This window comes from Pseudonocardia sp. MH-G8 (genome assembly GCF_002262885.1).
Taxonomy (GTDB): domain Bacteria; phylum Actinomycetota; class Actinomycetes; order Mycobacteriales; family Pseudonocardiaceae; genus Pseudonocardia.
In genome coordinates, this window is record NZ_NKYF01000001.1 from 1,238,367 (window position 1) to 1,263,574 (window position 25,208).

Sequence of the window (25,208 nt, forward strand, 5' to 3'; positions counted from 1 at the left end):
CGATGTCGACCACAGCGGAGGCCCCGGCAAAGCCTGCCGAGCAGACCAGCGGTGGCTGGGGCCTCCCGCTCGTGGTGCTCATCGCCGGCATGTTCATGTCGGTGCTCGACACGAGCATCGTCAACGTCGCGATCCCGGAGATGCAGAACGTCTTCGGCGTCACCGCCGACGACATCGAATGGATCGCCACGTCCTACACGCTCGTGCTCGGCGTGGTGGTGCCGGCCAGCAGCTGGCTGGCCAACCGCTTCGGGATGAAGCTGGTCTACACCGCCGCCCTGCTGGCGTTCGTCGCCGGGTCGGCGCTCTGCGGCATCGCCTGGGACCTCGACAGCATGATCGCCTTCCGGGTGATCCAGGCGATCCCCGGCGGCGTCCTGCCGGTCGTGACCCTCTCGATGATCTACCAGATCGTGCCGAAGGAGAAGATCGGCACCGCGATGGGCATGTACGGCCTCGGGATCATCGTCGCGCCCGCGGTCGGGCCGACGCTCGGCGGCTACCTCGTCGAGTACGTCGACTGGCGGCTGATCTTCCTCATCAACGTCCCGATCGGCGTGATCGGGGCGATCGCGGCCTGGTTCCTGCTGCCGCGCTTCACGGCGCAACCCACCGGACGCTTCGACGTGCTCGGCTTCGTCACCATCGCCGGCGGGCTGACCGCCCTGCTGCTCGCGCTGTCGGAAGGGCAGTCGTGGGGCTGGACGTCGTACCCGACGGTGATCCTGATCATCGTCGGAATCCTGAGCCTGGTGCTCTTCGTGGTGGTGGAGCTGGAGGTGAAGGACCCGCTCCTCGACGTGCGGGTGTTCCGCACCTGGCCCTACACCAACTCCCTGCTGCTGATCTCGGTGCTCTCGGTGGGGCTCTTCGCAGCGCTGTTCTACATCCCGGTGTACCTGCAGCAGGCGCGCGGGCTCGGGGCGTTCGAGGCGGGGTTGGTCCTGATGCCCCAGGCGCTCGTCATGGCCGTCCTGATGCCGACGGCCGGTCGGATCTACGACCGGATCGGGGCCCGCTGGCCCGCGGTGATCGGGTTGTCGATCGTGGCCTATGCCACCTACCTCATGCGGGACCTCACGGTCGTCACGTCGGAGGGCGAGATCGTCGCGCTGCTCTGCTTCCGGGCCGTGGGCATGGGGCTGAGCATGATGCCGATCATGACGGGCGGGATCGCCGCCGTCACACCGGAGCTCGTGGGCACGGCCAGCGCGTTCAACAACGTCGCGCAACGCGTCTCGGCGGCGCTCGGACTCGCGATCCTCACCTCGTTCATGACCATCAACCAGTCGCAGATCAGCGCCGACCGCTCCGCCATGGTCCCCTCCGACACCCCGATGCCGTCGCTCGGTCCGGGCGCGGACGGCGAGATGATCGGAACGATGACCGCCTACCAGCAGATCCAGACGGAGGTGTATGTGACCTCCCTGGACAACGTGATGATCATCATCACGTGGACGAGCGCCCTCGGGGTCGTTCTCGCGTTCTTCCTCCGTTCCCGCCCCAGCACATCAGCCGGGGCGGGGTCCGCGGCCGACGCGGTCCACTGACGTCGTCAACCTTCGGTGGAGCCGACGTTCACACCGACCGCCAGAAGTCGACGAGCATCCGCGCTGCGCGATCGGGGTCCTCGGTCATCCACCAGTGCCCCAGCCCGTCCAGCACCTCCACGCGGGCACCCGCCCGCGCGGCCGCGCGGTAGCGCTGCTCGTCGGTGCCGACCATGTGGTCCTCGGTCGGCAGCACCGCGAGCCCCGGGCGGGCGGCGGCGGCCTCCAGGCCTGCGCCGAGCTGAGCCATCACCGGCTGCGCCGCCGAGCGGTAGAGCCGCAGGATGCAGTCGCCCATCACGTCGTCGAACCCGGCGGCGATCCGCTCCGCCACGACGGGCGCCATCCCGCGCCCGGTCATCCCGGACGCCCGCGCGGCGGCAGGCGCCGCGGCCATCGCCGCGACGGCGGCCTCCCCCGCTCCGGGCTGCTGCCAGACCTGGGCCAGCTCGTGCCACACGTAGTCGGGGTCGAAGACGCCCGGGATGTCGCTGCACCAGCTGCGCACCAGCTCGGGCCGCGCCATCACGGCGTTCAGCACGTGCCCGCCGCCCCAGTCGTGGCCCACGAGGTCGACCGGGTCGTCGAAGCCCTCCAGCTCGGCCACCAGCCAGTCCCGGTACTCGCCGACGGAGCAGCCCCACCCGTCCGGCACCGGTGCCCCGAAACCCGGCGGCGCGAGCCGCACCGGTTCGGGGACGCCGAGTGCGGTGAGCGACTCGACGAGCAGGTCCCACACGGCCGGGGTCTCGGGGTTGCCGTGCACCAGCACCGTCGTCATGGGACCGACCCAAACGTGGGCCACCGCCGGCGTCAACGACGACTCGCCCGCGGTTCCCGCGGACCACGGTGATCGGTCAGCGCAGAGGGTCGAACGGTGCGAGCTCGGCCGGGGCCCGGCCGGTGGTGATCCGTTCGGCCAGCAGCTGCCCGGTGGCGGGTCCCAACGTGATGCCCCACATGCCGTGGCCGCCCGCCACGAACACACGCTGGGAGCGCGTGGCGCCGATCAGCGGCAGCCCGTCGGGGGTGCAGGGCCGCGACCCGACCCACTCGTCGGTCCTGGCGTCGAAGTCGGCGTCGCGCAGGAGCGGGCGCGCCGCCTCGACGATGGCGCGGACCCGACGCGGGTCCAACGGTGCGTCCGGCGCGCGGAACTCCATCATCCCGGCGACGCGCAGCCGGTCGCCGATCGGCGTGCACGCCACCCGCTGCGAGGGGAAGTAGACCGGCCCCGCGGGGACGTGCTCGAGCGGGATGCTGAAGCTGTAGCCACGACCCGCCTGGACGATCGTGCGGACCCCGAACGGCCGGGCCAGGTCCCCCAGCCGGGCACCGGTGGCGATCACCACCGCGTCGGCGCGCTCGACGTCCCCGCCGGCCAGCTCGACGACGCCGGTCGCGCCCTCGTCGCGGATCGCGCGGACCGCGGCACCGTCGCGGATCTCCCCGCCGCGCGCCCGGACGGAGTCCGCGAGCAGGTGGACGTAGGTGCCGGGGTCGATGAACCGCTGCCCGTGCAGCCGGATCGCGGAGCCGATCGCGCCGGAGAGCGACGGCTCCACCTCCCGGGCCTCGGCGCCGGTGAGCACCTCGAACTCGAGGTCCTGACCCGCCGCGCGGATGTGCTCGATCTCCTCGAGCAGCACGCCGCGTTCGGCCTCGGTGCGGTAGGCCGCGAGGAACGACTTCGCCTCGACGGTCTCGCCCGCCACACCGCCGTCGGCGAGCGCGTCGAAGCCCGCGAGCGCCTTGCCGTTGATCGGGGCCAGCGCGGCCATCGCGCGCTTCCACCGGGCGGCGGTGCTGTGCCGGGCGAAGCCTGCAGCGAAGCGGAGCAGCCGCGGGTCGGCGGTCGGCGGCACGTACACCGGCGACGACGGGCTCAGCACCGCGCGCAGCCCGTAGCGCAGCACGGCGGGCTCGGGCAGCGGGGTGGCGAGGCCGGGTGTCAGCCAGCCCGCGTTGCCCCACGACGATCCGGCGGCCACTCCCTCGCGGTCCACGACCGTGACGGCCACGCCGCGCTCCTGCAGGAACCACGCGGTCGCGAGACCGACCATGCCCGCCCCGATGACGGTGACCCGTTCCGGCGTGCGGTGGGTGTCGACGGCAACCATCCGTGAGCTCCTCTCGAAGGCCTGACACCTCGATGGTCGCCCGGTTCTCGGCGCTCGTCTTCGTGCGATCAGGCCAAACCGATCCGATCTGATGGTGGAGCGGGCACAATGAGGTCGTGATCACGGTTGCCGCGCTCGTCGACGCCGTCGGCCCTGCCCTCCTCCGCCTCACCCGTGCGGGTGACGGCACCCCGGTCGGCGACGTCACCCTGGCCGAACCGGCGGAGGACATCGTCGGGGTCGCCGGTGACCTGGTGCTCGGCATCGGGCTGACCAGCGCGGACGCCGGCGCCGAGCTGGTGGGACGGGCCGCGGCCGCCGGTGCGAGCGGCGTGGTCGTCAAGCCCCCGCTCGCCAGGGACCCCCGCGTCGAAGCGGTGGCCGAACGGACCGGGCTGGCCGTGGTGGAGCTCGCCCCGCACGCGTCCTGGACCCACCTGGTCTGGTTGCTGCGCGGCGTGCTCGACCGGGCCGCCGGGCCCGGGCCCCCGACGCTGGGCGACGCGGGCGTGCACGGCGAGCTGCTCGCACTCGCCGACGCAGCCGCCGTGATCATCGACGCGCCGGTGACGATCGAGGACGCGCAGTCGCGGGTGCTGGCCCACTCGGCCCGCCAGGAGCACGTCGACCCGGCGCGGGTGTCGACGATCGTGGGGCGCCGCGTGCCGGACGAGGTGGTGGCGCACTTCCGCGCACGCGGGGTCTTCCGCAGGCTCGCCCGCACCAGCGAGCCGCTCTACATCACCGATGTCCCGAAGGGGTCGCTCCCCCGGCTCGTCATCCCGGTGCGCGCGGGTGGCGAGTGGCTGGGCTCGATCTGGGCGGTGGTGGCCGGGCCGGTGGCAGCGGACCGGGTGGAGGAGCTCGTCAGGGCCGCATCCGTGCTCGCGCTGCACCTGCTGCGCCTGCGCGCCCAGGCCGGTGTGGCCCGCCGTGCCTCGATCGACCAGCTGCGCGAGGCACTGCGCGGCACCACGCCGGCAGGTGAGGGCCTGTGGCTGCCCGACGGGCCGTGGCGGGTCGTCGCCCTGCACGCCGCGAGCACCGGCGACGACACGCAAGGGCACCTCGACCTCTGGGAGTCGATCACCCGCCGGTTCGGCTGGCACCAGCCACTGCTCGTCGACCTCGATGGCGGCGTGTTCGCGCTGGTCAGCGCGCACGGCCGCGCGAAGACCGCCGGCTCGATGAGCTGGATCCAGGGCCTCGTCGACGCCGTGCACGACCACGACCCGACGCTCGAGGCCGCGGTGGGCGGGGTCGCGGCCACCCGCGCAGAGCTCCCCCGCTCCCGCGCGGAGGCCGCGGAGCTGCGCGCGCTGCTGGGGACCGAGCCACTGGACGGGCCGCTCGTGGCGATCGAGGACGCCTGGGACACCGTGGTCGTCGCGCGGGCCCGGTCCGCGGTCCGCCCGGAGGCCGGCCTGCTCGGCGGTCCCCTACCCGCCCTGCTGGCGCACGACCGCGACCACCACACCGACTACCGCCTCACGCTGGCCACCTGGCTGCGGCACGCGGGCGAGCCGAAGGCCACCGCGGCCGCGCTCCGGGTGCACCCCAACACGCTGCGGTACCGCATGCGGCGCATGCGCGAGGTGGCCGACTGGGATCTGGGATCACCGCAGGTCCGGCTCGCGCTCCAGCTCCAGCTCTGCGCGCTCGACGCCGGCGGCCAGGAGCCGCCCGCGGCGAGCCGCTGACGCCCGGTCGGGCCTGCTCAGCCGGCCGGGCCGGTGCCGTTCGCCTGCCGGCCACCGCGGGGCGCGACGCTCATGGCGACCGCGACCGTGTCGCCCTGGTCCACGTCTTCCGCCCGCCGGACGGCGTCCTTGACCGGCAGCACGTAGCCACCGCCCTTGGGCAGCAGCGAGGTCTCCCACTCGGTGGCGCCGATCCGCACGCGCACCGGGATCGCGCCCCAGCCGTACGACGCCGCCGACGCTTCCGCGCGTACGTGGTCGCAGCCGTCCTCGGGGACGGTCAGCCAGTAGAAGGGGGCCGGCCCGCGCCACTCCCACAGCTCGGCGGTGAACTGCAGATCCATGCGATCACGCTAACGCGGCCGCGTCCGGTCGGGTAGCGAGCGATCGACGCGGTGCCGGCGCGTGGGACCGGTACTGGTAGAACGACGCTCGTGGGTGGGAAGCGGGTTGCTGCTGCGCGGGCCCGCCGCGTGGCCCACCGGCTCGCCGCGGCCCGGCGCATGTTCGGCAGCGCGTTCGTCCTGCTCGCCACGGCCGCAACCTTCCTCACGGTCGGCGTGCCGGTCACCAAGACCGCCGCCCTGTCCCTCGCGGTGTCCGCGCAGCAGGTCGACGCGGGCCCCAGCGGGCTGACGACCGGGGCCGACGCGCTCGGCGCGGCCGATCCGTACGGTCCGAGCGGTCCGGACACGCCGGGCCACGTCGCCGTCGTGGCCGCGGAGCCGCTGCTGCCGAACTCCACCGGGGCACGAGGCCTCGGGCAGGCCGCGCACGATGCCGCCACCGTGCGCGCGGGCGCCGGCTGGGCGTGGAGCGCGCGAGGGCCACCCGGCCCCGCCTGACCGCCCCGGGGACCTCGGGGCGGCCGTACCTGCTCCGGGCGCGCACCCGCGCCCGTTCCACGGGTTCCGTGCGCCTGCGCGCCGCCCGTGCGACCGCCCCGTTCCCCGGCCGCCGCCGTCGCGGCAGGCCCCCTTGGCCACGTGGTCCGCGCGATCACGTCTCCCCTCGAGGACCCGCATGCTCTCCGTCGTCCGTTCCCTGTTCACCGCCCCCGACCTGCGCAGGAAGATCCTCCTGACGCTGCTGGTCGTCGCCGTCGCCCGGCTCGGCTCGGCGATACCGGCGCCCGGCGTCTCGTTCCACAACCTCCAGCAGTGCGTGCAGGAGGTCGAAGGCTCCGGGTCACCCGGCGTCCACGCGCTGCTCGACCTGCTCAGCGGCGGCGCCCTGCTACGGCTGTCGGTGTTTGCGGTGGGGGTGGTCCCCTACATCACCGCGAGCATCATCGTGCAGCTCCTCACGGTCGTCATCCCGCGCTTCGAGCAGCTGAAGCGCGACGGCCGGTCGGGGCAGAACACGCTGACCCAGTACACGCGCTACCTGACGATCGCCCTCGCGACGCTGCAGGCCACCGCCACCGTCGCGCTGGCCGAGCGCGGCCGGTTGTTCTCCGGCTGCACGCTCCCGGTCGTGCCGGACACCCGCGCGCTGACCGTGGTGACGATCGTCGTGGTCATGGTCGCGGGCAGCGCGTTGCTGATGTGGCTCGGCGAGCTGGTGACGGAGAAGGGCATCGGCAACGGCATCTCCGTCCTGATGCTCACCTCGATCGCGCACCGCATCCCCGCGGAAGGGCAGATCGTCTACGAGAGTGCGGGTCCGCTCGCGTTCGCCGGTGTGTGCGTGTTCGCCCTGGCGATCCTCGCCAGCGTCGTGTTCGTGGAGCAGAGCCAACGCCGGATCCCCGTGCAGTACGCGAAGCGGGTGGTCGGGCGCCGCATGTACGGCGGCACCTCGACCTACCTGCCACTCAAGCTGAACCAGGCCGGAGTCGTGCCGGTGATCTTCGCGAGCTCGCTGCTCTACGTCCCGAGCATGATCACGCAGGTTCTCGGCGAGGACGCCGGCGTGATCGGCCGGCTCGTGCAGACCCACCTCGCCGACCCGTCCGGACCACTGCACATCGCGCTGTACACGGCCCTGATCGTCTTCTTCACCTACTTCTACGTGGGGATCACCTTCGATCCCGGCGAGCGTTCGGAGGAGCTGAAGCGGTTCGGTGGCTTCGTCCCGGGCCTGCGCCCGGGCCGCCCGACCGCGCGGTACCTGCGCCACGTCCTCTCCCGGATCACCCTCGTGGGCTCGCTGTACCTTGGCGTCGTCGCCGTCCTCCCGAGCCTCTTCCTCGGGCTGACGGGCGGCGGCGGGCAGAACCTCCCGCTGGGGGGCACCGCCGTGCTGATCCTCGTCGGCGTCGCGCTGGACACCGTCAAACGCGTCGAGAACCAGCTGATGGAGCGCAGCTACGAGGGCTTCCTCCGCTGACCGCGCGCCAGGCGCCCACGATCAGTCGCCGCGGGCCGCCCGTGCGGCGGTCACGAGGTTGCGCAGGGCGGCCGTCGTCTCAGCCTCACCGCGGGTCTTCAGACCGCAGTCGGGGTTGACCCACAACCGGGACGCGTCGACCCACTCCTGCGCGGCCGCGATCAGGGCTCGGATCTCCCGGGTGTCGGGCACCTGCGGGGAATGCACGTCGTACACCCCCGGTCCGAGCGCACGCGGCACGCCGGGCCCCAGGTCGGCGAGCACCTCCATCTTCGACCGGGCCGCCTCCACCGTCGTGACGTCGGCGTCGAGCGCGTCGATCGCCCCGATGACGTCGCCGAACTCCGAGTAGCACAGGTGCGTGTGCACCTGGGTGGAGTCCGCGGCACCACCGACCACGATCCGGAACGCGTCCACCGCCCAGTCCAGGTATGCGGGCCGGTCCGTCGCCCGCAGCGGCAGCAGCTCGCGCAACGCCGGCTCGTCGACCTGCACGATCCGCAGGCCTGCCGATTCCAGGTCGTGCACCTCGTCGCGCAACGCCAGGCCGACCTGGCGCGCGGTGTCCCCGAGCGGCTGGTCGGTCCGCACGAACGACCACGCCAGGATCGTCACCGGTCCGGTCAGCATCGCCTTCACCGGGCGGTCGGTGAGCGACTGCGCGAACCTGGACCAGCCGACGGTGATCGGTTCCGGGCGCGAGACGTCGCCGTGCAGGATCGGGGGGCGCACGCAACGGCTGCCGTAGGACTGCACCCAGCCCAGCTCTGTGGTGGCGAACCCGTCGAGGTGCTCGGCGAAGTACTGCACCATGTCGTTGCGCTCGGGCTCGCCGTGCACGAGGACGTCGAGCCCGATGTCCTCCTGCAGTCGCACCACGCGCTCGATCTCCGCCCGCATCCGCCGGTCGTACTCGGCGTCGTCGAGGTGCCCGGCGCGGTGTGCCGCGCGGTCCGCGCGGATCGACGCAGTCTGCGGGAACGAGCCGATCGTGGTGGTGGGCAGCGGGGGCAGCGCGAGCTGCCGGCGCTGCACGCCCGCCCGGTCCGGCGCCGGGGCACGGCGGTAGTGGTCGGGTCCGAGCGCATCCAGGCGAGCCCGGACCCGGTCGTCGCGGGCGCCGGATGCGCGTCCGGCAGCGCTCGCGGCGAACCCGGCGGCGACGACCTCGCGGCCCTCGCGCAGGGCGCGCGAGAGCAGCACGACCTCGCCCACCTTCTGCCGCGCGAACGCCAGCCGCTCGCGCAGCGCCGGGTCGAGCCCGCCCTCGGCATCCAGGTCGTAGGGGACGTGCAGCAGCGAGCAGGACGTCGCGATCTCCACGCGGCCCGCCGTCCCGAGCAGGGTCGCGGCCCGGGCCAGCGCGTCGTCGAGGTCGGTGCGCCACACGTTGCGCCCGTCGACGAGGCCGGCCAGCACGGTCTTGTCCCGCAGGCCGGGCAGGGCCGCGGCAGCGTCGGCGTCGGCCGCGCCCGCCACGAGGTCGAGCGCGATCGCCTCGACCGGCGCCTCGACGAGCACCGGCAGCGCGGGCCCGAGGTCGCCGAAGTACCCGGCGACGAGCAGCGCGGGCCGCTGGGCGAGACCGCCGAGCCGCGCGTACGCCCGGCGCAGCGCGTCCAGCTCGGCCGGGCTGCGGTCGGCGGCGAACGCGGGCTCGTCCAGCTGCACCCACTCCGCGCCGGCCGCGGCGAGCTCGGCCAGCAGCTCGGCGTACACGTCCAGCAGCGGATCGAGCAGCTCCAGCGGGGCGAAGCCGGCCGGCGAGCCGGGCGCGGGCTTGGCGAGCAGCAGGAACGTGACCGGCCCGACGAGGACGGGCCGCGTCCGAACGCCGGCGGCCAGCGCCTCGACGAACTCGTCGAGGGGCTTGCGGTCGCGCAGCGCGAACCGCGTCTGCGGCGCCACCTCCGGGACCAGGTAGTGGTAGTTCGTGTCGAAGAACTTCGTGAGCTCGAGCGCCGGCACCCCGTCCCAGCCGCGGGCCATCGCGAAGAGCTCGTCGAGCGGGTCGAGCCCCAACGCGGTGAAACGCTCGGGCACCGCCCCGGCCGTGCGCGCCGCGTCCAGCACCTGGTCGTAGAACGAGAACGTGCCGGACGGCACCGAGCCCAGCCCGGCGTCCGACAACTCCCGCCAGGTGTCGCGGCGCAGACCGGCGGCCACGGCCTGCAGATCGCCTGCGCTCGTGGCGCCGGACCAGTAGCGCTCGAGGGCGCGCTTGAGCTCCCGGCGCGGCCCGATGCGCGGGTAGCCGAGGACGGTGGGGCCGATCGGGCGGACCTTGTTCTCTGGCACTGCTCTCTCCTCGCGAGCGGTTCCGAGGACCCGGGACCGGCAGGAGGACGGGCAGCGACACCCGGGCGGCACGGCGTCCGGCCCGGTCCGCCCGGCCCACCCACGAGGCCACGGATCAGCGCACGCCGGCGGCGCGCGCACCGGCGGCAGGTCTTCGGACTCGCGGGCACCTCCTCCTGATGGAGAAGACCTACTTGCCGCCGCTTCCCGGGTGGATGCCCACCCAGTGCTCCTGACGACGTTCGTTCCCGTTCACCGCTGCGGGGCAGTCCCGGATTCCCACCGGGTTCCCTCTTGCCTCGTCCCGGACCACGACCGGCGCCCGGGACGAACCGCCAGCAGGGCCACCCTAGCCCCCTCCACGCAGGAACCCGGGAAGGCGACCGAGCGGCCGTCGCTACACTCCAGCGAGCCCTCCGACCGCCAGGAGTCCGCACGTGCGCGTCCGGATCGCCACCCTGCCCGGATCCGCCGACCGGCCCAACGAGGACCACGCCGTCGCGGATGCCGGCACCGCCGTGGTCGTGGACGGGCTGACCGCCCGCACCGAGACGCACTGCGTCCACGGCGTGGCCTGGTTCGCCGCACAGCTCGCCCGCGACGTCCGCGACGCCGGCGACGCGGCACCCCGCGAGGCCCTGCGCGCCGGGATCGCCCGCACCGCGGCCCGCCACTCCGGGACCTGCGACCTGGGCGCTCCCGCGACACCGTGCGCCGCGGTCGGGGTCGTGCGGGTGGGTGGCGGGCTGCTGCGCTACGCCGTGCTGGGGGACGTGTCGCTCGTGCTCGGCGACGAGCACGTGGTGTCCGACCAGCGGGTGGCCGAGGCCGCGCGGGCGCAGAGAGCAGCAGCCGCGCGGCTGCCACTCGGGTCCGACGCGCGGGCCGCCGCGCTCGTTTCGATGAAGCGGGCCGAGATCGCGCAGCGCAACCGGCCGGGCGGGTACTGGACCGCAGCCGCCGACCACGCCGCGGCCGACCACGCGCTGACCGGTGAGGTGCCGCTCCGCGACCTCACCCACGTCGCGCTCCTCTCGGACGGCGCCGCGCGCGCCGTCGACCCGTTCGGCCTGACCGGCTGGGCCGGGGTCCTGGCACTCCTCGCCTCCGACGGCCCGGACGCGCTCCTCGCCCGGGTCCGCGCCGCCGAGCGCGCCGACGCGGACGCCACCCGCTGGCCGCGCACCAAGGTCTCCGACGACGCCACCGCGGTGCTGTGCCACGACCTCGACCCCCGCGAGGACGCGTGCGCATCACCCTGATCGGCCCCGCCTTCCCGTGGCGCGGCGGGATCCCGCTGCTCACCACCGAGCTGGCGCACCGGCTGACCGCCGACGGCCACCACGTCCGCGTACGCACCTGGACCCGACAGGGCCCCGCCCGGCTGCTCCCCGCCCAGCGCCACCCGCTGACCGCCCCCGAGGCGAGCCCCTTCCCCACCGTCGACGAGCCGCTGTCCTGGCGCAACCCGCTCCACTGGGTGCGGACCGGCCAGCGCGCGGGCGCGGAGTCCGACGTCGTCGTGCTGGTCTTCTACACCACCGTCCAGGCGCCGGCCCTCACGGTGATCGCACGTCTGGCGCGCCGGCACGCACGGGTGCTCGTCATCTGCGCGAACGCCGTGCCGCACGAGCCCCGGCCCGGCGACCGGGTGCTCCTGTCCCGGCTCGTGCGCCGCGCAGACGCGGCGATCGCGCACACCGACGGCGAGCGCGCGGCCCTGCTCCGGCTCACCGACCGGCCGGTCGAGGTCGCGCCCCTCCCGCCCCACCTCCCGGACACCGATCGCCCGGATCTGCGACCCGACCGCCCGGCCCTGCGCCGCCTGCTGTTCTTCGGGAAGGTGCGGCCCTACAAGGGCGTGGACGTCCTGCTGGAGGCGCTCCGCGAGGTCCCCGGGGTCACGCTGTCGATCGTCGGCGAGTTCTACGAGGACGTCGCCCGCACCCGCGCGACGGTGCGCGCGCTCGGCCTCGCGGACCGCGTCGAGCTGCACCCCGACTACCTCCCGGCCGACCGCATCCCCGCGCTGTTCGCCCGCTACGACGCGCTCGTGCTCCCGTACCGCTCGGCCACGGCGTCGCAGCTCGTCGCCCTCGCGCACTGGAACGGGCTCCCGGTGGTCGCCACCCGCGTCGGCAACTTCCCCGAGACCGTGCGGGACGGCGTCGACGGCCTGCTGTGCGCACCCGGCGACGCCGCCGACCTCGCTCGGGCGCTGCGCACGCTCCACGAGCCCGGCCGGCTGGCGCTGCTGCGCGCCGGCGTGCGGCCCGCGGCATCCGAGGCGATCTGGCAGCGCTACACCGACACACTGTTCCGGCTCGCCGCCCGCCCTCCGCACGAAGCCGCTCGGTAGCCCGACACGCCACAGGATGTGGGGGTCACCCGCACACCCAACCACGACATGTAGCGTCTGCCGCGCTGATGGTTCGCCGCCACCCGGCCGGGTGGCGGCGACGTGAGAGGGAACCCGGTGCGAATCCGGGACTGCCCCGCAGCGGTGAGTGGGAACGACCGCCGTCACCACGCACTGGGTCACCCGACCCGGGAAGCGACGGCCAGTAGGAGCACCGGATCCCGGCGCGCGCCCGCGAGTCCGAAGACCTGCCATCGGTGCGCGCACCGCCGGTGCGCGCTGTCCGGGGTCCTCGCGGGACGGGCCCGGGGCGGGCCCGCTCAGCGCGCCCGTTGCCGGAGCGTGCCCTCGTGACCCCGACGCCTGGTCGCCGAGCTCACGAGGAGAGCCGTGACTCCACCCACCGCCACCGCCACCGCATCCGAGGTCCGGGTCGTCCGCCACGACGTCGCCGCGCTCCCGCCCGGATGGTCCCGGGTCGAGCGGCTCGTCTCCGAGGCGGTCGCGGGCATCGCCGACGTCGCCGCCGAGCCGGTGCTCGCCGAGGTCCGGCGAGCCCTCTACGACGGCATCACGAGCGAGGAGCTCGCACTCGCCACCGTGATGGCCGGGCGCACGCTGGTGGAGTCCGAGCCGAACTACAGCCACGTCACCGCTCGGCTGCTGCTCGACGTACTGCGCACCGAAGCGCTGACCCACCTGGCCGGCGCGCGCGAGCAGGCGCGCCAGGACGAGATGGCGGACCGTTACCCGCGCTACTTCCGCGCCTACCTCGACCGGGCCGTCGCCCTGGAGCTGGCCGACCCGGCCCTGCTCGGCTTCGACCTGGACCGGGTCGCGGCCGCGATCCGGCCCGAGCGCGACCTCGACTTCACGTTCCTGGGCCTGCAGACCCTCTACGACCGCTACCTCCTGCACGAGCACGGCGTGCGGTTCGAGCTGCCGCAGGCGTTCCTCATGCGCGTGGCGATGGGACTCTCGCTGCGCGAAGACGAACGGGAGGCGCGCGCGGGCGAGTTCTACGAGCTGCTCTCCTCCCATCGCTTCATGGCCTCGACGCCCACGCTGTTCAACTCCGGCACCACGCGCGCGCAACTGTCGTCGTGCTTCCTCACCACCGTCGACGACGACCTCGACTCGATCTTCCGGGGTTACCGCAACAACGCGCTGCTGGCCAAGTACTCCGGCGGGCTGGGCAACGACTGGACCCCGGTGCGCGGGCTCGGCGCCCACATCAAGGGCACCAACGGGCGGTCCCAGGGCGTCGTGCCGTTCCTGAAGATCGCCGGCGACACCGCGGTGGCCGTCAACCAGGGCGGCAAGCGCAAGGGCGCCGCGTGCGCGTACCTGGAGACCTGGCACATCGACGTCGAGGAGTTCCTCGACCTGCGCAAGAACACCGGCGACGACCGGCGCCGCACGCACGACATGAACACCGCCAACTGGGTGCCCGACGAGTTCCTGCGCCGCGTCGAGGCCGACGCCGACTGGACGCTGTTCTCCCCCGACGAGACCCCCGACCTGCACGAGCTCTACGGCACCGCGTTCGCCACCCGCTACCGCGAATACGAGGCCGCCGCCGACCGCGGGGAGATCCGGGTGTTCCGCCGGGTGCGGGCCGTCGAGCTGTGGCGGCGGATGCTCACGATGCTGTTCGAGACCGGCCACCCGTGGATCACGTTCAAGGACCCCTGCAACCTGCGCTCCCCGCAGCAGCACGCCGGGGTCGTGCACTCGTCCAACCTGTGCACCGAGATCACCCTCAACACCGCTGCCGGCGACGAGGGTGAGGTCGCCGTCTGCAACCTCGGCTCGGTGAACCTCGCCGCGCACGTCGGACCGGACGGGCTGGACGCGGCGACACTCGAGCGCACCGTCCGGACCGCGGTGCGGATGCTCGACAACGTGATCGACAACAACTTCTACACGATCCCGGAGGCCCGTCGGTCCAACCTGGCACACCGCCCCGTCGGCCTCGGGCTGATGGGCTTCCAGGACGCCCTGTTCACGCAGGCGATCCCGTTCGCGAGCGATGCCGCCGTCGAGTTCGCCGACCGCAGTGCGGAGCTGCTGAGCTACCACGCGATCGCCGCGTCCAGCGACCTCGCCGCCGAGCGCGGCAGCTACGCCTCCTTCGACGGTTCGCTGTGGAGCCGGGGCGTCCTGCCGATCGACTCGATCGCCCTGCTGGCCGCGGCCCGCGAGGACGACGCGCTGGACGTCGACACCGCCACCACCCTGGACTGGGACGCCCTGCGCGAGCGGGTCGTCGCCCGGGGCATGCGCAACTCCAACGTCCTGGCCATCGCCCCGACCGCCACCATCTCCAACATCTGCGGGGTCGGGCAGTCGATCGAGCCGCAGTTCCGCAACCTGTTCGTGAAGTCGAACATGTCGGGCGAGTTCACGGTGGTGAACCCGCACCTCGTGCGCGACCTCAAGGCCCGCGGGCTCTGGGACCCGGCGATGGTCGCCGACCTCAAGTACCTCGACGGCAGCCTCCGCACCATCGACCGCGTGCCCGACGACCTCAAGGCGCTCTACGCCACGGCCTTCGAGGTCGACGCCCGGTGGATCGTCGAAGCCGCGTCCCGGCGGCAGAAGTGGCTCGACCAGGCGCAGTCGCTGAACCTCTACCTCGCCTCCCCCAGCGGCAGGGCGCTCGACGAGTTGTACCGGCTGGCCTGGCACAAGGGCCTCAAGACCACCTACTACCTGCGCACCCAGGCGGCGACGCAGGTGGAGAAGTCCACGCTGCGCGGCACGGACGGGCGGCTCAACGCCGTGCCCGCCGCGCCCCTCCCCGACGCCTGCCGCATCGACGACCCGGACTGCGAGGCCTGCCAGTGACGACGACGCCGACCACGACGCCGACCACCGGCCTGGAGACGATCCACCGCGGCGCCGCACCCGTGGACGCCGGCGCGAAGCGCATGATCAACGCGCGCGCGGACGTGAACCAGCTCCTGCCGTTGAAGTACCGGTGTGCGTGGGACCGCTACCTCGCCGCCTGCAGCAACCACTGGATGCCCACCGAGGTGTCCATGCAGGCCGACATCGCGCTCTGGCGCAGCCCCGACGGCCTCACCCCCGACGAACGGCTGCTGCTCACCCGCAACCTCGGCTTCTTCGCCACGGCAGAGTCGCTGGTGGCCAACAACGTCGTGCTGGCCGTCTACCGGCACCTCACCAACCCCGAGTGCCGCCAGTACCTGCTGCGGCAGGCGTTCGAGGAGGCCGTGCACACGCACACGTTCCAGTACGTGTGCGAGAGCCTCGGCCTCGACGAGGGCGAGCTGTTCAACGCCTACCGCGAGGTCCCGTCGATCACCGACAAGGACGCCTGGGCGCTCGAGTACACCCGGCACCTCGCCGACCCCGGCTTCACCACCGGCACCCCGGAGGCCGATCGGGCGTTCCTGCGCGACCTCGTGGCGTTCTACGTGGTGTTCGAGGGCATGTGGTTCTACACCGGCTTCGCGCAGATCCTCTCGCTCGGGCGCCGCAACAAGATGGTCGGGATCGCCGAGCAGTACCAGTACATCCTGCGCGACGAATCGATCCACCTGAACTTCGGCATCGACTGCATCAACCAGATCAGGCACGAGAACCCGCACCTGTGGACCGACGGGTTCGCCGCCGAGGTCAGGGGAATGCTCGGCGAGGCCTGCGAGCTGGAGATCGCCTACGCCCGCGACACGCTCCCCCGCGGTGTCCTCGGCCTGACCGCCGACGCGTGCGCGCAGTACATGCGGTTCATCACCGACCGGCGGGCACGGCAGATCGGGCTGGCGCCGCTTCACGGCGAGCCCGAGAACCCGTTCCCGTGGATGAGCGAGTCGATGGATCTGAAGAAGGAGAAGAACTTCTTCGAGACCCGCGTCGTCGACTACCGCACGGGGGGCGGGCTCGACTGGGACTGAGGCACCGGCGCGTCCGCGCGCACGTCGACCACCGTGGTCCGGGTGACCACGCCGCCCAGGCCGCGGTGGTCCCGCGTGGTGAACAGCGCCACCAGGCTCGCCGCGCCCCACAGCGTCGCGAGCCCTGCGAGCCCGCTACCGGACCCCTGGAGCAGCACGAACCCGCCGGTCCCGACCAACGTCCGGACGAGCCGCCCGGCGCGCTCGAGCGGGCGCCCGTCGGCCGACGCCGGCCGCAGCAGCACCGCACGCTGACCGGCGGTGCCGCCTGCCCCCACGAGCGGGAGCAGCACCAGCAGCACGACGGCCGGCACCCAGAACGTGAGGATCGCCTGCAGCGAGGCGACCCACCAGAGACGGTCGTCGCCGGTCACGTCGACGCCGGCCGCGAAGATCAGCGCCGCGTTCAGCGGGGCGCCGACCAGCCCGCCGACGAGCTGCACCGCGATGAGGTCGCACACCACGCCGAGCAGCCGTCGTCCCGCGGTCACCGGCCGCGCCGACCCCGCGTGCACCGCCCGGGCCCGCTGCCCCGGCACCGCGGCGAGCAGCGGCGCGCCGATCGCCCCCACCAGCGCGCCGAGCCCGTTGGCGAGCAGGTCGTCGACGTCGGCGATGCGGTAGGGGCAGGGGTAGAGGAACCAGTTCCCCGTGAACTGGGTGAGCTCGATGGCCACCGAGACCGCCACGCCCACGAGCGTCGTGACGAGGATCGAGCGCCTGCCCAGGTACCGCAGGAACGCGCCCAGCGGCACGAACAGCGCCACGTTGAACACGATCTGCTGCACCGCGGGGTTCGTGAGCACGGCCCGCGGGCCGCTGCCGGACTGCTCGGCGCGGATGTCGGCGAGGAAGCGCAACGGGTCGAGCTGCGGGGCGGCCAACGCCTGGTTCCGGGCGCAGAACGCCGCGTCGACCTGGGGCAGCGGGAGGAGCACGTAGGCGACGAGCGCGAGCCCGTAGACCAGCACCGCGAACGCGAGCACCGCCCGGCCCGGCCCGAGCTCGCCGCGACGGCGGTACGCCATGGCCACGTAAGGGACGAGCAGCACGACCGCGAGCACACCGCCGAGGACGACGGCGATCACCGCCGGCAGGATCCGGTCACCCAACCCCGACGCTCCCCCTCACGACGACCCGCGCGCCCGCAAGGTACGCCGACGCGCCACGCGCCGGGCCCCCGGCTCGGGCGGCGGCGGGGCCGACCACCCGACCGGGTGACGCGCGCCGGCGGGCGCCGCTCGCCGTCCGAGGTGGCTTCAGGTCCCCGAGGTGCTTCAGGTCCCCGAGGTCATTCAGGTCCCCGAGGTCATTCAGGTCCCCGAGGTCATTCAGATCATGGAGCCGCTCGGCTCGGTGGGTCCGCGGCGAGCTCCCCGAGGTACGAGGCGATCGACAGGCCGGGACGGGTCAGCAGCGCCACGGCCGCCGTCCGGAGTGCGAGCGGCAGGCCCCCGGTGTGCGCGACGAGCCGCGCGAGGCCGTCGGGCTCGGCGCGCACCCGGTCGCCCACGATCTCGCGGAGCACGTCGTGCGCCTCCTCGGGGCCGAGCATCCCCAGCGCCACCCGGTGCGCCCCCGGCGAGACCAGCAGGTCGGCCGGTTCGCACCGGGACGTCGCCAGCGCCGCGCAGGTCGGCGAGCCGGGCAGCAGCACCCGCACCGCCTCGGCGTCGGCCGCCCCGTCCAGGACGACGAGCACGCGGCGCCCCGCGGTCATCGACCGGAAGAGCGCCGCCGCGTCGGCTCGCCCGGCGGGCACCGCATCGGCCGGGGCGCCGAGCGCACGGAGGAAGGACGCGAGGACGGCGTCGACGTCCGGGGCCCCGCACCCGAGCGCGGCGAAGAGCTGACCGTCGGGGAAGTGTTCGGCCAGCTGGTGGGCGGCCCGCACGGCGACCGTCGTCTTGCCCGCGCCCGCCGGGCCGGTGAGCACGACCAGCCGCGGCGCCTCGGCCTCCGGCGGGGCGGCGAGGACCTCGACGACCTCCGCGACCTCGGCCCTGCGCCCGACCACGCCGTTGGTCGCCATCGGCAGCTGGCGCGGGGGCGGTGCGGGCGCCCGCACCGCGGGTGCGGCCGGGGCCGGCTGGTCGGTTCCGTTGAGGATCTGCTGGTGGGCCGCCCGCAGCTCCGGTCCCGGATCGACCCCGAGGTCCTCGGCCAGCATCCGGGTGACGATCCGGTAGCTCTCCAGCGCCTCGCCCTGCCGGTGGGCGCCGTACAGCGCGCGCATCCGCTGGACCCAGAACCGCTCCCGCAGCGGGTGAGCACCGGTCAGCCCGATCAGCTCCGCGCACACCTCGGCGTGCCGGCCCAGCCGCAGGTCGAGCTCGACGCGCAGCTCGACGACCTGCAGGTACCGCTCCACCAGCCGCGGTGTCTCGTCCCGGTGCAGCGCCTCGGACACGACGTTCGCCATCGGGGGCACCGCCCGCCACAGGCGCAGCGCCTCGGCCAGCTTCGCGGATGCGGCCTCCAGATCGCCCGCGTCGGCCGAGCGCGTGCCCCGTTCGACCACCTCGTCGAAGCACTCCACGTCGAGCGTGCCGTGCCGGAGTTCGAGCCGGTAGCCCTCGGGTTCGGTACGGATCACGCAGTCGGTGCGGGCCAGTGCCTGGCGCAGCCGCATCACGTACTTCTGCACGGCGCCGCGCGGATCGGCAGGAGCTTCCTGGTCCCACAGCTTCTCGCCGAGCTCGCGGACCGGCACCACGCGGTTCGCGCGCAGCAGCAGCATCGCCAGCAGCACCCGCTGCTTGCGCGGGGGCACCGGGACCGGATGGCCGCCCACCACGATCTCCAGCGGGCCCAGGAGGCGGAACTCGACCGCGGTCCCGCGGAGACCCGAGCCGTCGACGGTCGTCGTCATCCGCGGCCGCACCCCCCTCGTCGCAGTTGCTGAGGTGGACGATAAAAGCTTTCACGGCAAGCGGCGCACCGAGCGGGAGGACTTTGCGAAGCCTTAAGGGTCCGGCAGGCTGGTCATCGGCGTTCGTCCGTCTGGCCGCGCGTCTACGGGACGCCGGACGGTGCGACCCACCGGTTCGCCCGCGTCACCCGAGCGGGTCCGGCACCTCCGCAGCGGTCGCCGCTGCGGCCAGCAAGCCGGCGCGCTCTCCGAGGAGCGGAGCGCCGTGACCGAAGCACACCGTCGTCGCCCCGGTGCCGGCCAGGCGCCGGAAGGACGTCTTCGCCCGGTCGCGGTCGGTGTTGAACGGGCCGAGGAACACCGCGCCGTCCCGCTCCGCGGCGATGTCGCCGGTGAACAGCAGGCCGCGCGCCGGGTGCAGGACCGCGATGCTGCCCGCGGTGTGGCCGGGCGTCCAGATCACCTGCAGCCCGTCGTCGAGGACGTCGCCGTCGTCGAGGTCGAGGTCGACGCGCGCCTGCGGCACGTCCGGCGGGTCCGGCAGCCCCGCGGCGACGACGGCGTGCAGCTCCCGCTCGGCGGGCGTGAGGTCCGGCCACTCCCCCGGCACCTCACCGCGGACCACCCGGGCGTCCGCGTGGTGGGCCGCCACCCGGACGCCGGGCCAACCGGCGATCTCGCGGGCCGATCCGGCGTGGTCGGAGTGGTAGTGGGTGAGGAGCACGCGCCGCACCCGACCCCAACCGGCGAGCGCAGCGGCGATCGCGTCCGCCACCCCCGGCGGCCCGGTGTCGACGAGCGTGACGTCCCGTCCGTCCCGCAGCGCGTACGCCTGGCCGACGGGGAAGCGCAGCATGCGCAGGTCGGGTGCGAGGTCCACGATCTCCATCCGGTCATCCTGCGGAGTGTCCGGCCGCGCGGGCATGCGTGTTCGCCACCAGGGAACTCAGCGGCGGGTGAGCGCCACCAGGTAGCGGCAGGACCGGTCGGTGCGGCTGGCGAACACGCGCGGCCCGGGCGGCCCGAGCTGGAGGCAGTCACCCGGGTCGAGCTCGTGCACCGTGTCGCCCTCGTGCAGGCGCAGGTGCCCGTCGAGCACCCAGATCTGCTGGTGGACCAGCGCATGGACGTCGTTTCCGAACGCGACCCGGGCCCCGGCTGGCAGCTCGACCTCCACCAGCTCGAGCGGCCGGCCGCCGGCCGGTGAGACCGTGCGGCGGCGGTACCCGCTGGCCGGGTCGGTCCAGGTGGGCTGGTCGGCAGCGCGGACGAGCCGTCCGCCGCCGTCCTCGGCGCGGGCCACCAGCTCGGACAGCGTCATGTCCAGGGCGCCGGCCAGCCGGGCGAGCAGGACTGCGGTGGGCTGCGCGTCACCGCGCTCGATCTTGCCGATCATCGCTCGCGAGACGCCCGCCCGCTCCGCCAGCGCGCTCACCGAGAGGCCGTGGGCTTCCCGGGCCGCCTGGAGCGTGGCGGCGAGGGACGGGCCGAGGTCGTCGGACACGGTGCCATTATAGGCGACAAGCTGGCTATTATCGTCGCCATGAAGGTCCGCGCCGCCACCGTGGAGGACGCCGCCGCGTGCGCGGCGATCTACGCGCCGTACGTCACCGACACCGCGATCACGTTCGAGGCCGAGCCGCCCACGGCGGCGGAGATGGCCGAGCGGATCGCCGCAGCCGCGCGCAGCCATGCGTGGCTCGCCCTCGAGGACCCCGACGACGGCGGCCGGGTCGTCGGCTACGCCTACGCCGGCCCGTTCAAGGCGCGGCCCGCCTACCGCTGGGCCTGCGAGACCAGCATCTACCTGGAACTCACCCGCCGCCGTACCGGCGGCGGCCGAGCACTGTACGAGGCGTTGTTCGCGCTGCTCGCCGATCGGGGCTACCGCACCGCCGTGGCCGGAATGACGCTGCCGAACGAGGCGAGCGCCGGGCTGCACCGTGCGCTGGGCTTCGAGACGGTCGGCACCTACCGGCGAATCGGGTGGAAGAACGGGCGGTGGCACGACGTCGCCTGGCTGCAACGGGTCCTCGCCGAGCCCGCGGACCCGCCCGCCGAGCCGCGCTGAGCCCGTCCGGTCGGAAATGCGGGTGAGCGGAACACCAGCGTAGTTCGATCTTGGGCGGAGAACCCTGGTGTTCCGTTCACCCGTCACCGCGGCTCGACCTGGCCGGTCGTCCCGGCCCGCCGCAGGTCCTCAGGCGCGGACCCGCACGACCACCTCGGTGTCGGTGACCTGCTCGACCGCGACCGTGAAGCCGCCGGCCTGCGTCTCTCCCCCGACGGGCACGCTGATCTGCTGGCCCGCGATCTCCAGCTGCGCGGTGCCCTCCTGCACCCCGACGAGCCGGGCCTCGACCCCGAGGACGGAGACGGCCGCCTCACCGCTGCGCGGGAACGTGACGGTGCAGCCGTCGAGCCCGCAGTCGGTCTGCGAACCCTGCCCACCGCACCCGGCGAGGAGGACGAATGCGATGAAGAGGGACGCAACGGTCATACCGGGACGACGGGTCACGAGCGGGAGCCTAGCGTTCACCAGGTCACGCAGATCGAGCCCACGGATGCCCGATGATGATCGCTGCGAGAAGCACCTGACCGTCGCCGCGACAGCCGGCGCACGAGAAGTACATGAGCGCGGCCCCGAGGGCCCTGGTCTGCGGCTCACACTGCGCGCCGCCGCAGGAGCACACGGCCCGCTTCCCCCGGCAGGCGGAGATCGTTCGCGCCCCGATCGGGCTACCCTGTGCGACACGACCGGCACGCGCGAGCCTCGCCGGTCGCGCGGCGTCGAAGGAGGAGCACATGGACGATCGGGCGACCGCGAGGGCCACCGGTGACGGGTCGGACGGCCACGCGCCACCGCCCGATGTGGACCTCGGCACCCCGTCCATCGCCCGGCTCTACGACTACGTGCTCGGCGGCAAGGAGAACTTCGAGGTCGACCGGCGGGCGGCCGACGCCCTCTACGAGGCGGTCCCGGAGACCAGCCAGCTGGCCAAGGACAACCGCAACCACCTGCGCCGCGCCGTGCAGTGGCTCGTGCGCGAGGCGGGCATCCGCCAGATCATCGACCTCGGCTCGGGCCTGCCCACCGTCGGCAACGTGCACGAGCTCGCGCAGGCGGTCGACCCGGACGTGCACGTGGTGTACGTCGACAACGACCCGCTCGTGCTCGCCCACGGGCGCGCGCTGCTCAGCGACGAGACCACCACCACGGTGATCACCGCCGATGCCCGCGAACCGGAGTCGATCTTCGCGAACCCGCGCACCGCCGAGCTGATCGACCTGCAACAGCCCTACGCCGTGATCGCCGCGAGCATCCTGCACCACCTCGACGACGACGTGGCCTACGACGTCGCGGCGCGGATCCGCGCCCAGCTGGACTCCGGCTGCTACGTGCTGATCAGCAACTTCCTCGACGACGACGAGCCGCGCGCCAAGGAGCTCGAGCGCGCGTTCCTCGAGGGCGGGCTCGGCACCGGCCGGTTCCGCAGCTGGTCCGAACAGCGCCGCTTCTACGACGACCTGGAGATGGTGGAACCGGGACTGGTCTACGCCAACGACTGGAGGCCCGACCACCTGACGCCCGCCGAGAGCCGCGTGCACACGCTCTACGCCGCCGGAGTGGCCCGCAAGCCGTGACCCGTCACATGGCCGCGTGCAGGCGGTGCAGGGCGTCCGTGGAGTCCACTGGGGATTCCGCCTGCACGATGACGCGTTCCATCACGGCGAGGTAGTCCTCCACGTCGGTGCGCTTGTCGAGGTAGACGGCACTGTTGAGCTGCTCGAGGTAGACGATGTCGGGCAGGTCGGGCTCGGCGAACCGCAGGATCGTGAAGGCCCCGCCCGCGGCGGCGTGGCTGCCGAGGCGGAACGGCAGCACCTGCACCGTGACGTTGGGTAGCGCCGACATCTCGAGCAAGTGCTCCAGCTGGGCCCGCATGACGTGCGGAGCGCCGAACGGGCGACGCAGCGCCGCCTCGTCGATGACGGCCCAGAGCCGGGGCGCCCCAGGTTCGGTGAGCATCTTCTGGCGGGTCATCCGGAGCTGGACCCGGCGGTCGATCTCTTCGGCGCCGCCTGCCTGGTGCCCCACCATGATGACGCTGCGCGCGTACTCCTCGCACTGCAGGAGCCCCGGCACGAACTGCACCTGGTAGGTGCGGATCATGTTGGCGGCCTGCTCGAGCCCGAGGTACATCTCGAACCAGCTCGGGAGCACCTGGCCGTGCTGCTGCCACCAGCCGCGGGCGTTGGCGCGGCGGGCGAGGTCGAGGAACTCCTCGCGCTCCTGCTCGTCGGTGACGCCGTAGAGCGCGAGCAGATCGACGAGGTCGCGATCCTTGAACCCCACCCGGCCGAGCTCGAGCCGGCTGATCTTCGCGTGGGAGGCGCGGATCGCCTCGCCCGCCGCCTCCCTGGTGATCCCGCTGGCCTCCCGCCACCGGCGCAGCTGCGTGCCGAGCACGATCCGCAGGACGGTGGGCCCGCCGTGCTGGTTCGGATCGATCGGGAGCTGCGCGGACCGGGACACGGGCGGTGGATCTGCGCGCACTGCTCACCCCCAGGAAGGACCGGCGACGGGCGCTGCGGCGCCGGACCCCGGGAGCATATCGCCTCCTGCCCGTCCTGCCGTCGCCTTCCTTGGGACTCGCGCATGAACGTGCAGATGTACGTGCACCAGTAGCTTGCACCGCCGAGTTGCAGAAGTTGGATGCACCCAAGCCTTGCGGATGCAATCGGAGAGCGACAGACTGGATGCGGGGGGTGGCGAGCGGACAGCCGCCATCCGGAAATGCACCTGTGGCGGAGTGGGGACCGTGAGCAGACCGCGTGAGCGACCGGCGTCGTCCCAGCTCGGGGACGCCTGCACGATCTCCGTCACCTGCGTCGCGGACGGCCGCAGCCACGCCGTCCCCGACGGGGAACTGGCCATGGCCGCCACCCAGCGCGGCGGCTACTACTCGGCGGTCTGCGGTCACCTCGTGACGCCGGCGCCGATGGTCGCGCCGGACGGCGAACTCTGCCGCGCCTGCGCCGAGCGCGACGCCGCTCACCGCCGCAGGCGCAGCGCCCGCGGCTACCGCTTCTAGCGCTCGTCCAGCCCCTTGTCCCCGCCTCGCACGCGTCCTGACCACCCGGTCAGGCGTCCGCCGGTCGGGCAGATACTCGTCAAACAGGTGTGAAGCGCGCTCCAACGGGCAATCGGGATGTCGACATCCACCGACCAGGGAGTACTGATGTTCGACAACCTCGCCGCAGCGCTCGGCGACGCGATGCGCTCGGTCGCGGTCTTCGTACCGCAACTGGTGCTCTTCCTCGTCATCCTGCTCATCGGCTGGCTCATCGCCAAGGGCCTGCGCAAGCTCACCAACACCGTGCTGGAGCGCGTCCACTTCGATCGCGCCGTCGAACGCGGCGGCATCGGTCAGGCGCTCGCGCGGTCCCAGTACGACGCGAGCGATCTCATCGCCCTGGTCGTGTACTACGCCGTGCTGCTGATCACGCTGCAGCTCGCCTTCGGCGTGTTCGGGCCGAACCCGGTCAGCGCCATGCTGACCGGCATCGTCGCCTTCCTACCGCGCATCGCCGTGGCGATCATCATCGTCGTGGTGGCGGCCGCGATCGCCGCAGCCGTCAAGGACCTCATCTCCGGCGTGATGGGCGGCCTGTCCTACGGCCGCGTGCTGGCGACCATCGCCTCGGTGTTCATCATCGGCCTCGGCGTGATCGCCGCGCTGAGCCAGATCGGCGTCGCGATCGCCGTCACCCTGCCGGTGCTGATCACCGTGCTGGCCACCGTCGGCGGCATCCTCATCGTCGGAGTGGGCGGCGGCATGGTCCGTCCGATGCAGCAGCGGTGGGAGCGCTGGCTCGCCCGCGCCGAGCAGGAGGCTCCTCAGGCCCGGGCGCACGCGCAGGCCTACGAGCGTGGCCGCGAGGACGCCACGCGCCCTGGCGCCACGGCTCGCGCCGACGTCACCGACCCGGTCGGCACCCGGGTGGACCCGGCCGCCGACCCGACCGCAGATCTCCGGAACCCGTAAGGCAC

Annotated in this window: 22 protein-coding genes and 2 riboswitches; of the genes, 12 read left to right on the top strand and 10 right to left on the bottom strand. The window is 73.3% G+C overall.

Going from position 1 to position 25,208, the window contains the following annotated elements; all coding sequences use genetic code 11:
- The first annotated feature begins 2 nt into the window (after window positions 1-2).
- Entirely contained in the window at window positions 3-1,550 is a 1,548-nt protein-coding gene (locus CFP66_RS05755; RefSeq protein WP_094920861.1) for an MDR family MFS transporter, read from the top strand.
- A 28-nt stretch (window positions 1,551-1,578) separates the two neighbouring features.
- Here the strand turns inward: CFP66_RS05755 and CFP66_RS05760 are convergent, their stop codons facing one another.
- Together CFP66_RS05760 and CFP66_RS05765 are read right to left on the bottom strand one after the other, a co-directional pair.
- Window positions 1,579-2,331, bottom strand: coding sequence for an alpha/beta fold hydrolase (locus CFP66_RS05760; protein ID WP_094920863.1), 753 nt, complete (start codon window positions 2,329-2,331; stop codon window positions 1,579-1,581).
- Window positions 2,332-2,407: 76 nt separating this feature from the next.
- Window positions 2,408-3,670 (bottom strand): FAD-binding oxidoreductase, encoded by a 1,263-nt coding sequence (locus CFP66_RS05765; RefSeq protein ID WP_094920864.1) that lies wholly within the window; start codon window positions 3,668-3,670, stop codon window positions 2,408-2,410.
- Between the two features lie 116 nt (window positions 3,671-3,786).
- Between CFP66_RS05765 and CFP66_RS05770 the strand changes: the two genes are divergently transcribed.
- Complete coding sequence (locus CFP66_RS05770; protein ID WP_094920866.1) at window positions 3,787-5,370, top strand: CdaR family transcriptional regulator; 1,584 nt, start codon at window positions 3,787-3,789, stop codon at window positions 5,368-5,370.
- Window positions 5,371-5,387: 17 nt separating this feature from the next.
- Here the strand turns inward: CFP66_RS05770 and CFP66_RS05775 are convergent, their stop codons facing one another.
- Window positions 5,388-5,714, bottom strand: coding sequence for a DUF1905 domain-containing protein (locus CFP66_RS05775; RefSeq protein ID WP_094920867.1), 327 nt, complete (start codon window positions 5,712-5,714; stop codon window positions 5,388-5,390).
- A 90-nt stretch (window positions 5,715-5,804) separates the two neighbouring features.
- Here CFP66_RS05775 and CFP66_RS05780 point away from each other — a divergent pair, with 90 nt between their 5' ends.
- Both CFP66_RS05780 and secY read left to right on the top strand, forming a co-directional pair.
- Window positions 5,805-6,215, top strand: coding sequence for a hypothetical protein (locus CFP66_RS05780; RefSeq protein WP_143517126.1), 411 nt, complete (start codon window positions 5,805-5,807; stop codon window positions 6,213-6,215).
- Window positions 6,216-6,393: 178 nt separating this feature from the next.
- Window positions 6,394-7,701 carry a preprotein translocase subunit SecY gene (gene secY, locus CFP66_RS05785; protein WP_094920870.1) on the top strand — a complete coding sequence of 436 codons (1,308 nt, stop codon included), beginning with the start codon at window positions 6,394-6,396 and terminating at the stop codon, window positions 7,699-7,701.
- A gap of 21 nt (window positions 7,702-7,722) precedes the next feature.
- Here the strand turns inward: secY and metE are convergent, their stop codons facing one another.
- The gene (gene metE / locus CFP66_RS05790; protein ID WP_198961245.1) at window positions 7,723-9,999 is read right to left on the bottom strand and encodes a 5-methyltetrahydropteroyltriglutamate--homocysteine S-methyltransferase; all 2,277 of its coding nucleotides are present in this window, start codon (window positions 9,997-9,999) and stop codon (window positions 7,723-7,725) included.
- 144 nt (window positions 10,000-10,143) lie between these two features.
- Window positions 10,144-10,317: riboswitch (cobalamin riboswitch) on the bottom strand.
- 119 nt (window positions 10,318-10,436) lie between these two features.
- Between metE and CFP66_RS05795 the strand changes: the two genes are divergently transcribed.
- The 4 genes from CFP66_RS05795 (at window position 10,437) to CFP66_RS05810 (ending at window position 16,281) form a co-directional block, all read left to right on the top strand.
- Window positions 10,437-11,261 carry a hypothetical protein gene (locus tag CFP66_RS05795; protein WP_094920872.1) on the top strand — a complete coding sequence of 275 codons (825 nt, stop codon included), beginning with the start codon at window positions 10,437-10,439 and terminating at the stop codon, window positions 11,259-11,261.
- Window positions 11,246-12,358: a glycosyltransferase family 4 protein gene (locus CFP66_RS05800; RefSeq protein WP_094920874.1), complete on the top strand. Its 1,113-nt coding sequence runs from the start codon at window positions 11,246-11,248 to the stop codon at window positions 12,356-12,358. Before CFP66_RS05795 ends, CFP66_RS05800 begins: the two co-directional genes overlap by 16 nt.
- A 52-nt stretch (window positions 12,359-12,410) precedes the next feature.
- A riboswitch (cobalamin riboswitch) is annotated at window positions 12,411-12,629 on the top strand.
- Window positions 12,630-12,748: 119 nt separating this feature from the next.
- Window positions 12,749-15,208, top strand: a complete 2,460-nt coding sequence (locus tag CFP66_RS05805) for a ribonucleoside-diphosphate reductase subunit alpha (RefSeq protein WP_233159160.1) — start codon at window positions 12,749-12,751, stop codon at window positions 15,206-15,208.
- Window positions 15,205-16,281, top strand: a complete 1,077-nt coding sequence (locus CFP66_RS05810) for a ribonucleotide-diphosphate reductase subunit beta (RefSeq protein ID WP_094920876.1) — start codon at window positions 15,205-15,207, stop codon at window positions 16,279-16,281. Before CFP66_RS05805 ends, CFP66_RS05810 begins: the two co-directional genes overlap by 4 nt.
- Here CFP66_RS05810 and CFP66_RS05815 read toward each other — a convergent pair.
- The 4 genes from CFP66_RS05815 to CFP66_RS05830 all read right to left on the bottom strand — a co-directional run bounded on the left by CFP66_RS05815 (window position 16,248) and on the right by CFP66_RS05830 (window position 20,657).
- Window positions 16,248-17,393 carry a VanZ family protein gene (locus CFP66_RS05815; RefSeq protein ID WP_094920878.1) on the bottom strand — a complete coding sequence of 382 codons (1,146 nt, stop codon included), beginning with the start codon at window positions 17,391-17,393 and terminating at the stop codon, window positions 16,248-16,250. The two genes, CFP66_RS05810 and CFP66_RS05815, sit on opposite strands and share 34 nt — an antisense overlap.
- Before the next feature lie 224 nt (window positions 17,394-17,617).
- Entirely contained in the window at window positions 17,618-19,153 is a 1,536-nt protein-coding gene (locus CFP66_RS05820; RefSeq protein WP_094920879.1) for a transcriptional regulator, read from the bottom strand.
- A gap of 184 nt (window positions 19,154-19,337) precedes the next feature.
- Entirely contained in the window at window positions 19,338-20,042 is a 705-nt protein-coding gene (locus tag CFP66_RS05825; protein ID WP_094920881.1) for an MBL fold metallo-hydrolase, read from the bottom strand.
- A 57-nt stretch (window positions 20,043-20,099) separates the two neighbouring features.
- On the bottom strand, window positions 20,100-20,657 hold the full coding sequence (locus CFP66_RS05830) for an XRE family transcriptional regulator (protein WP_094920883.1): 558 nt from the start codon (window positions 20,655-20,657) through the stop codon (window positions 20,100-20,102).
- A 39-nt stretch (window positions 20,658-20,696) separates the two neighbouring features.
- Here CFP66_RS05830 and CFP66_RS05835 point away from each other — a divergent pair, with 39 nt between their 5' ends.
- Window positions 20,697-21,224, top strand: coding sequence for a GNAT family N-acetyltransferase (locus tag CFP66_RS05835; RefSeq protein ID WP_198961246.1), 528 nt, complete (start codon window positions 20,697-20,699; stop codon window positions 21,222-21,224).
- A 129-nt stretch (window positions 21,225-21,353) separates the two neighbouring features.
- Here the strand turns inward: CFP66_RS05835 and CFP66_RS05840 are convergent, their stop codons facing one another.
- The gene (locus tag CFP66_RS05840) at window positions 21,354-21,671 is read right to left on the bottom strand and encodes a hypothetical protein (RefSeq protein WP_143517127.1); all 318 of its coding nucleotides are present in this window, start codon (window positions 21,669-21,671) and stop codon (window positions 21,354-21,356) included.
- Window positions 21,672-21,958: 287 nt separating this feature from the next.
- On the opposite strand from CFP66_RS05840, the gene CFP66_RS05845 reads away from it, so the two are divergent.
- Window positions 21,959-22,798: an SAM-dependent methyltransferase gene (locus tag CFP66_RS05845; RefSeq protein WP_094920886.1), complete on the top strand. Its 840-nt coding sequence runs from the start codon at window positions 21,959-21,961 to the stop codon at window positions 22,796-22,798.
- A 4-nt stretch (window positions 22,799-22,802) separates the two neighbouring features.
- Here the strand turns inward: CFP66_RS05845 and CFP66_RS05850 are convergent, their stop codons facing one another.
- Window positions 22,803-23,690, bottom strand: coding sequence for a helix-turn-helix transcriptional regulator (locus CFP66_RS05850; protein WP_233159161.1), 888 nt, complete (start codon window positions 23,688-23,690; stop codon window positions 22,803-22,805).
- 286 nt (window positions 23,691-23,976) lie between these two features.
- Here CFP66_RS05850 and CFP66_RS05855 point away from each other — a divergent pair, with 286 nt between their 5' ends.
- Together CFP66_RS05855 and CFP66_RS05860 are read left to right on the top strand one after the other, a co-directional pair.
- On the top strand, window positions 23,977-24,249 hold the full coding sequence (locus CFP66_RS05855; RefSeq protein ID WP_143517128.1) for a hypothetical protein: 273 nt from the start codon (window positions 23,977-23,979) through the stop codon (window positions 24,247-24,249).
- Window positions 24,250-24,396: 147 nt separating this feature from the next.
- Window positions 24,397-25,203: a hypothetical protein gene (locus tag CFP66_RS05860; protein WP_094920890.1), complete on the top strand. Its 807-nt coding sequence runs from the start codon at window positions 24,397-24,399 to the stop codon at window positions 25,201-25,203.
- Window positions 25,204-25,208 lie beyond the last annotated feature (5 nt).

What these genes read in the sequence shown, in the direction of transcription:
- CFP66_RS05755 (WP_094920861.1), top strand. Translation starts at nt 3, where the DNA reads ATGTCGACCACAGCGGAGGCCCCGGCAAAGCCTGCCGAGCAGACCAGC.
- CFP66_RS05760 (WP_094920863.1), bottom strand. Translation starts at nt 2,331, where the DNA reads ATGACGACGGTGCTGGTGCACGGCAACCCCGAGACCCCGGCCGTGTGG.
- CFP66_RS05765 (WP_094920864.1), bottom strand. Translation starts at nt 3,670, where the DNA reads ATGGTTGCCGTCGACACCCACCGCACGCCGGAACGGGTCACCGTCATC.
- CFP66_RS05775 (WP_094920867.1), bottom strand. Translation starts at nt 5,714, where the DNA reads ATGGATCTGCAGTTCACCGCCGAGCTGTGGGAGTGGCGCGGGCCGGCC.
- secY (WP_094920870.1), top strand. Translation starts at nt 6,394, where the DNA reads ATGCTCTCCGTCGTCCGTTCCCTGTTCACCGCCCCCGACCTGCGCAGG.
- CFP66_RS05820 (WP_094920879.1), bottom strand. Translation starts at nt 19,153, where the DNA reads ATGACGACGACCGTCGACGGCTCGGGTCTCCGCGGGACCGCGGTCGAG.
- CFP66_RS05825 (WP_094920881.1), bottom strand. Translation starts at nt 20,042, where the DNA reads ATGGAGATCGTGGACCTCGCACCCGACCTGCGCATGCTGCGCTTCCCC.
- CFP66_RS05835 (WP_198961246.1), top strand. Translation starts at nt 20,697, where the DNA reads ATGAAGGTCCGCGCCGCCACCGTGGAGGACGCCGCCGCGTGCGCGGCG.
- CFP66_RS05845 (WP_094920886.1), top strand. Translation starts at nt 21,959, where the DNA reads ATGGACGATCGGGCGACCGCGAGGGCCACCGGTGACGGGTCGGACGGC.
- CFP66_RS05860 (WP_094920890.1), top strand. Translation starts at nt 24,397, where the DNA reads ATGTTCGACAACCTCGCCGCAGCGCTCGGCGACGCGATGCGCTCGGTC.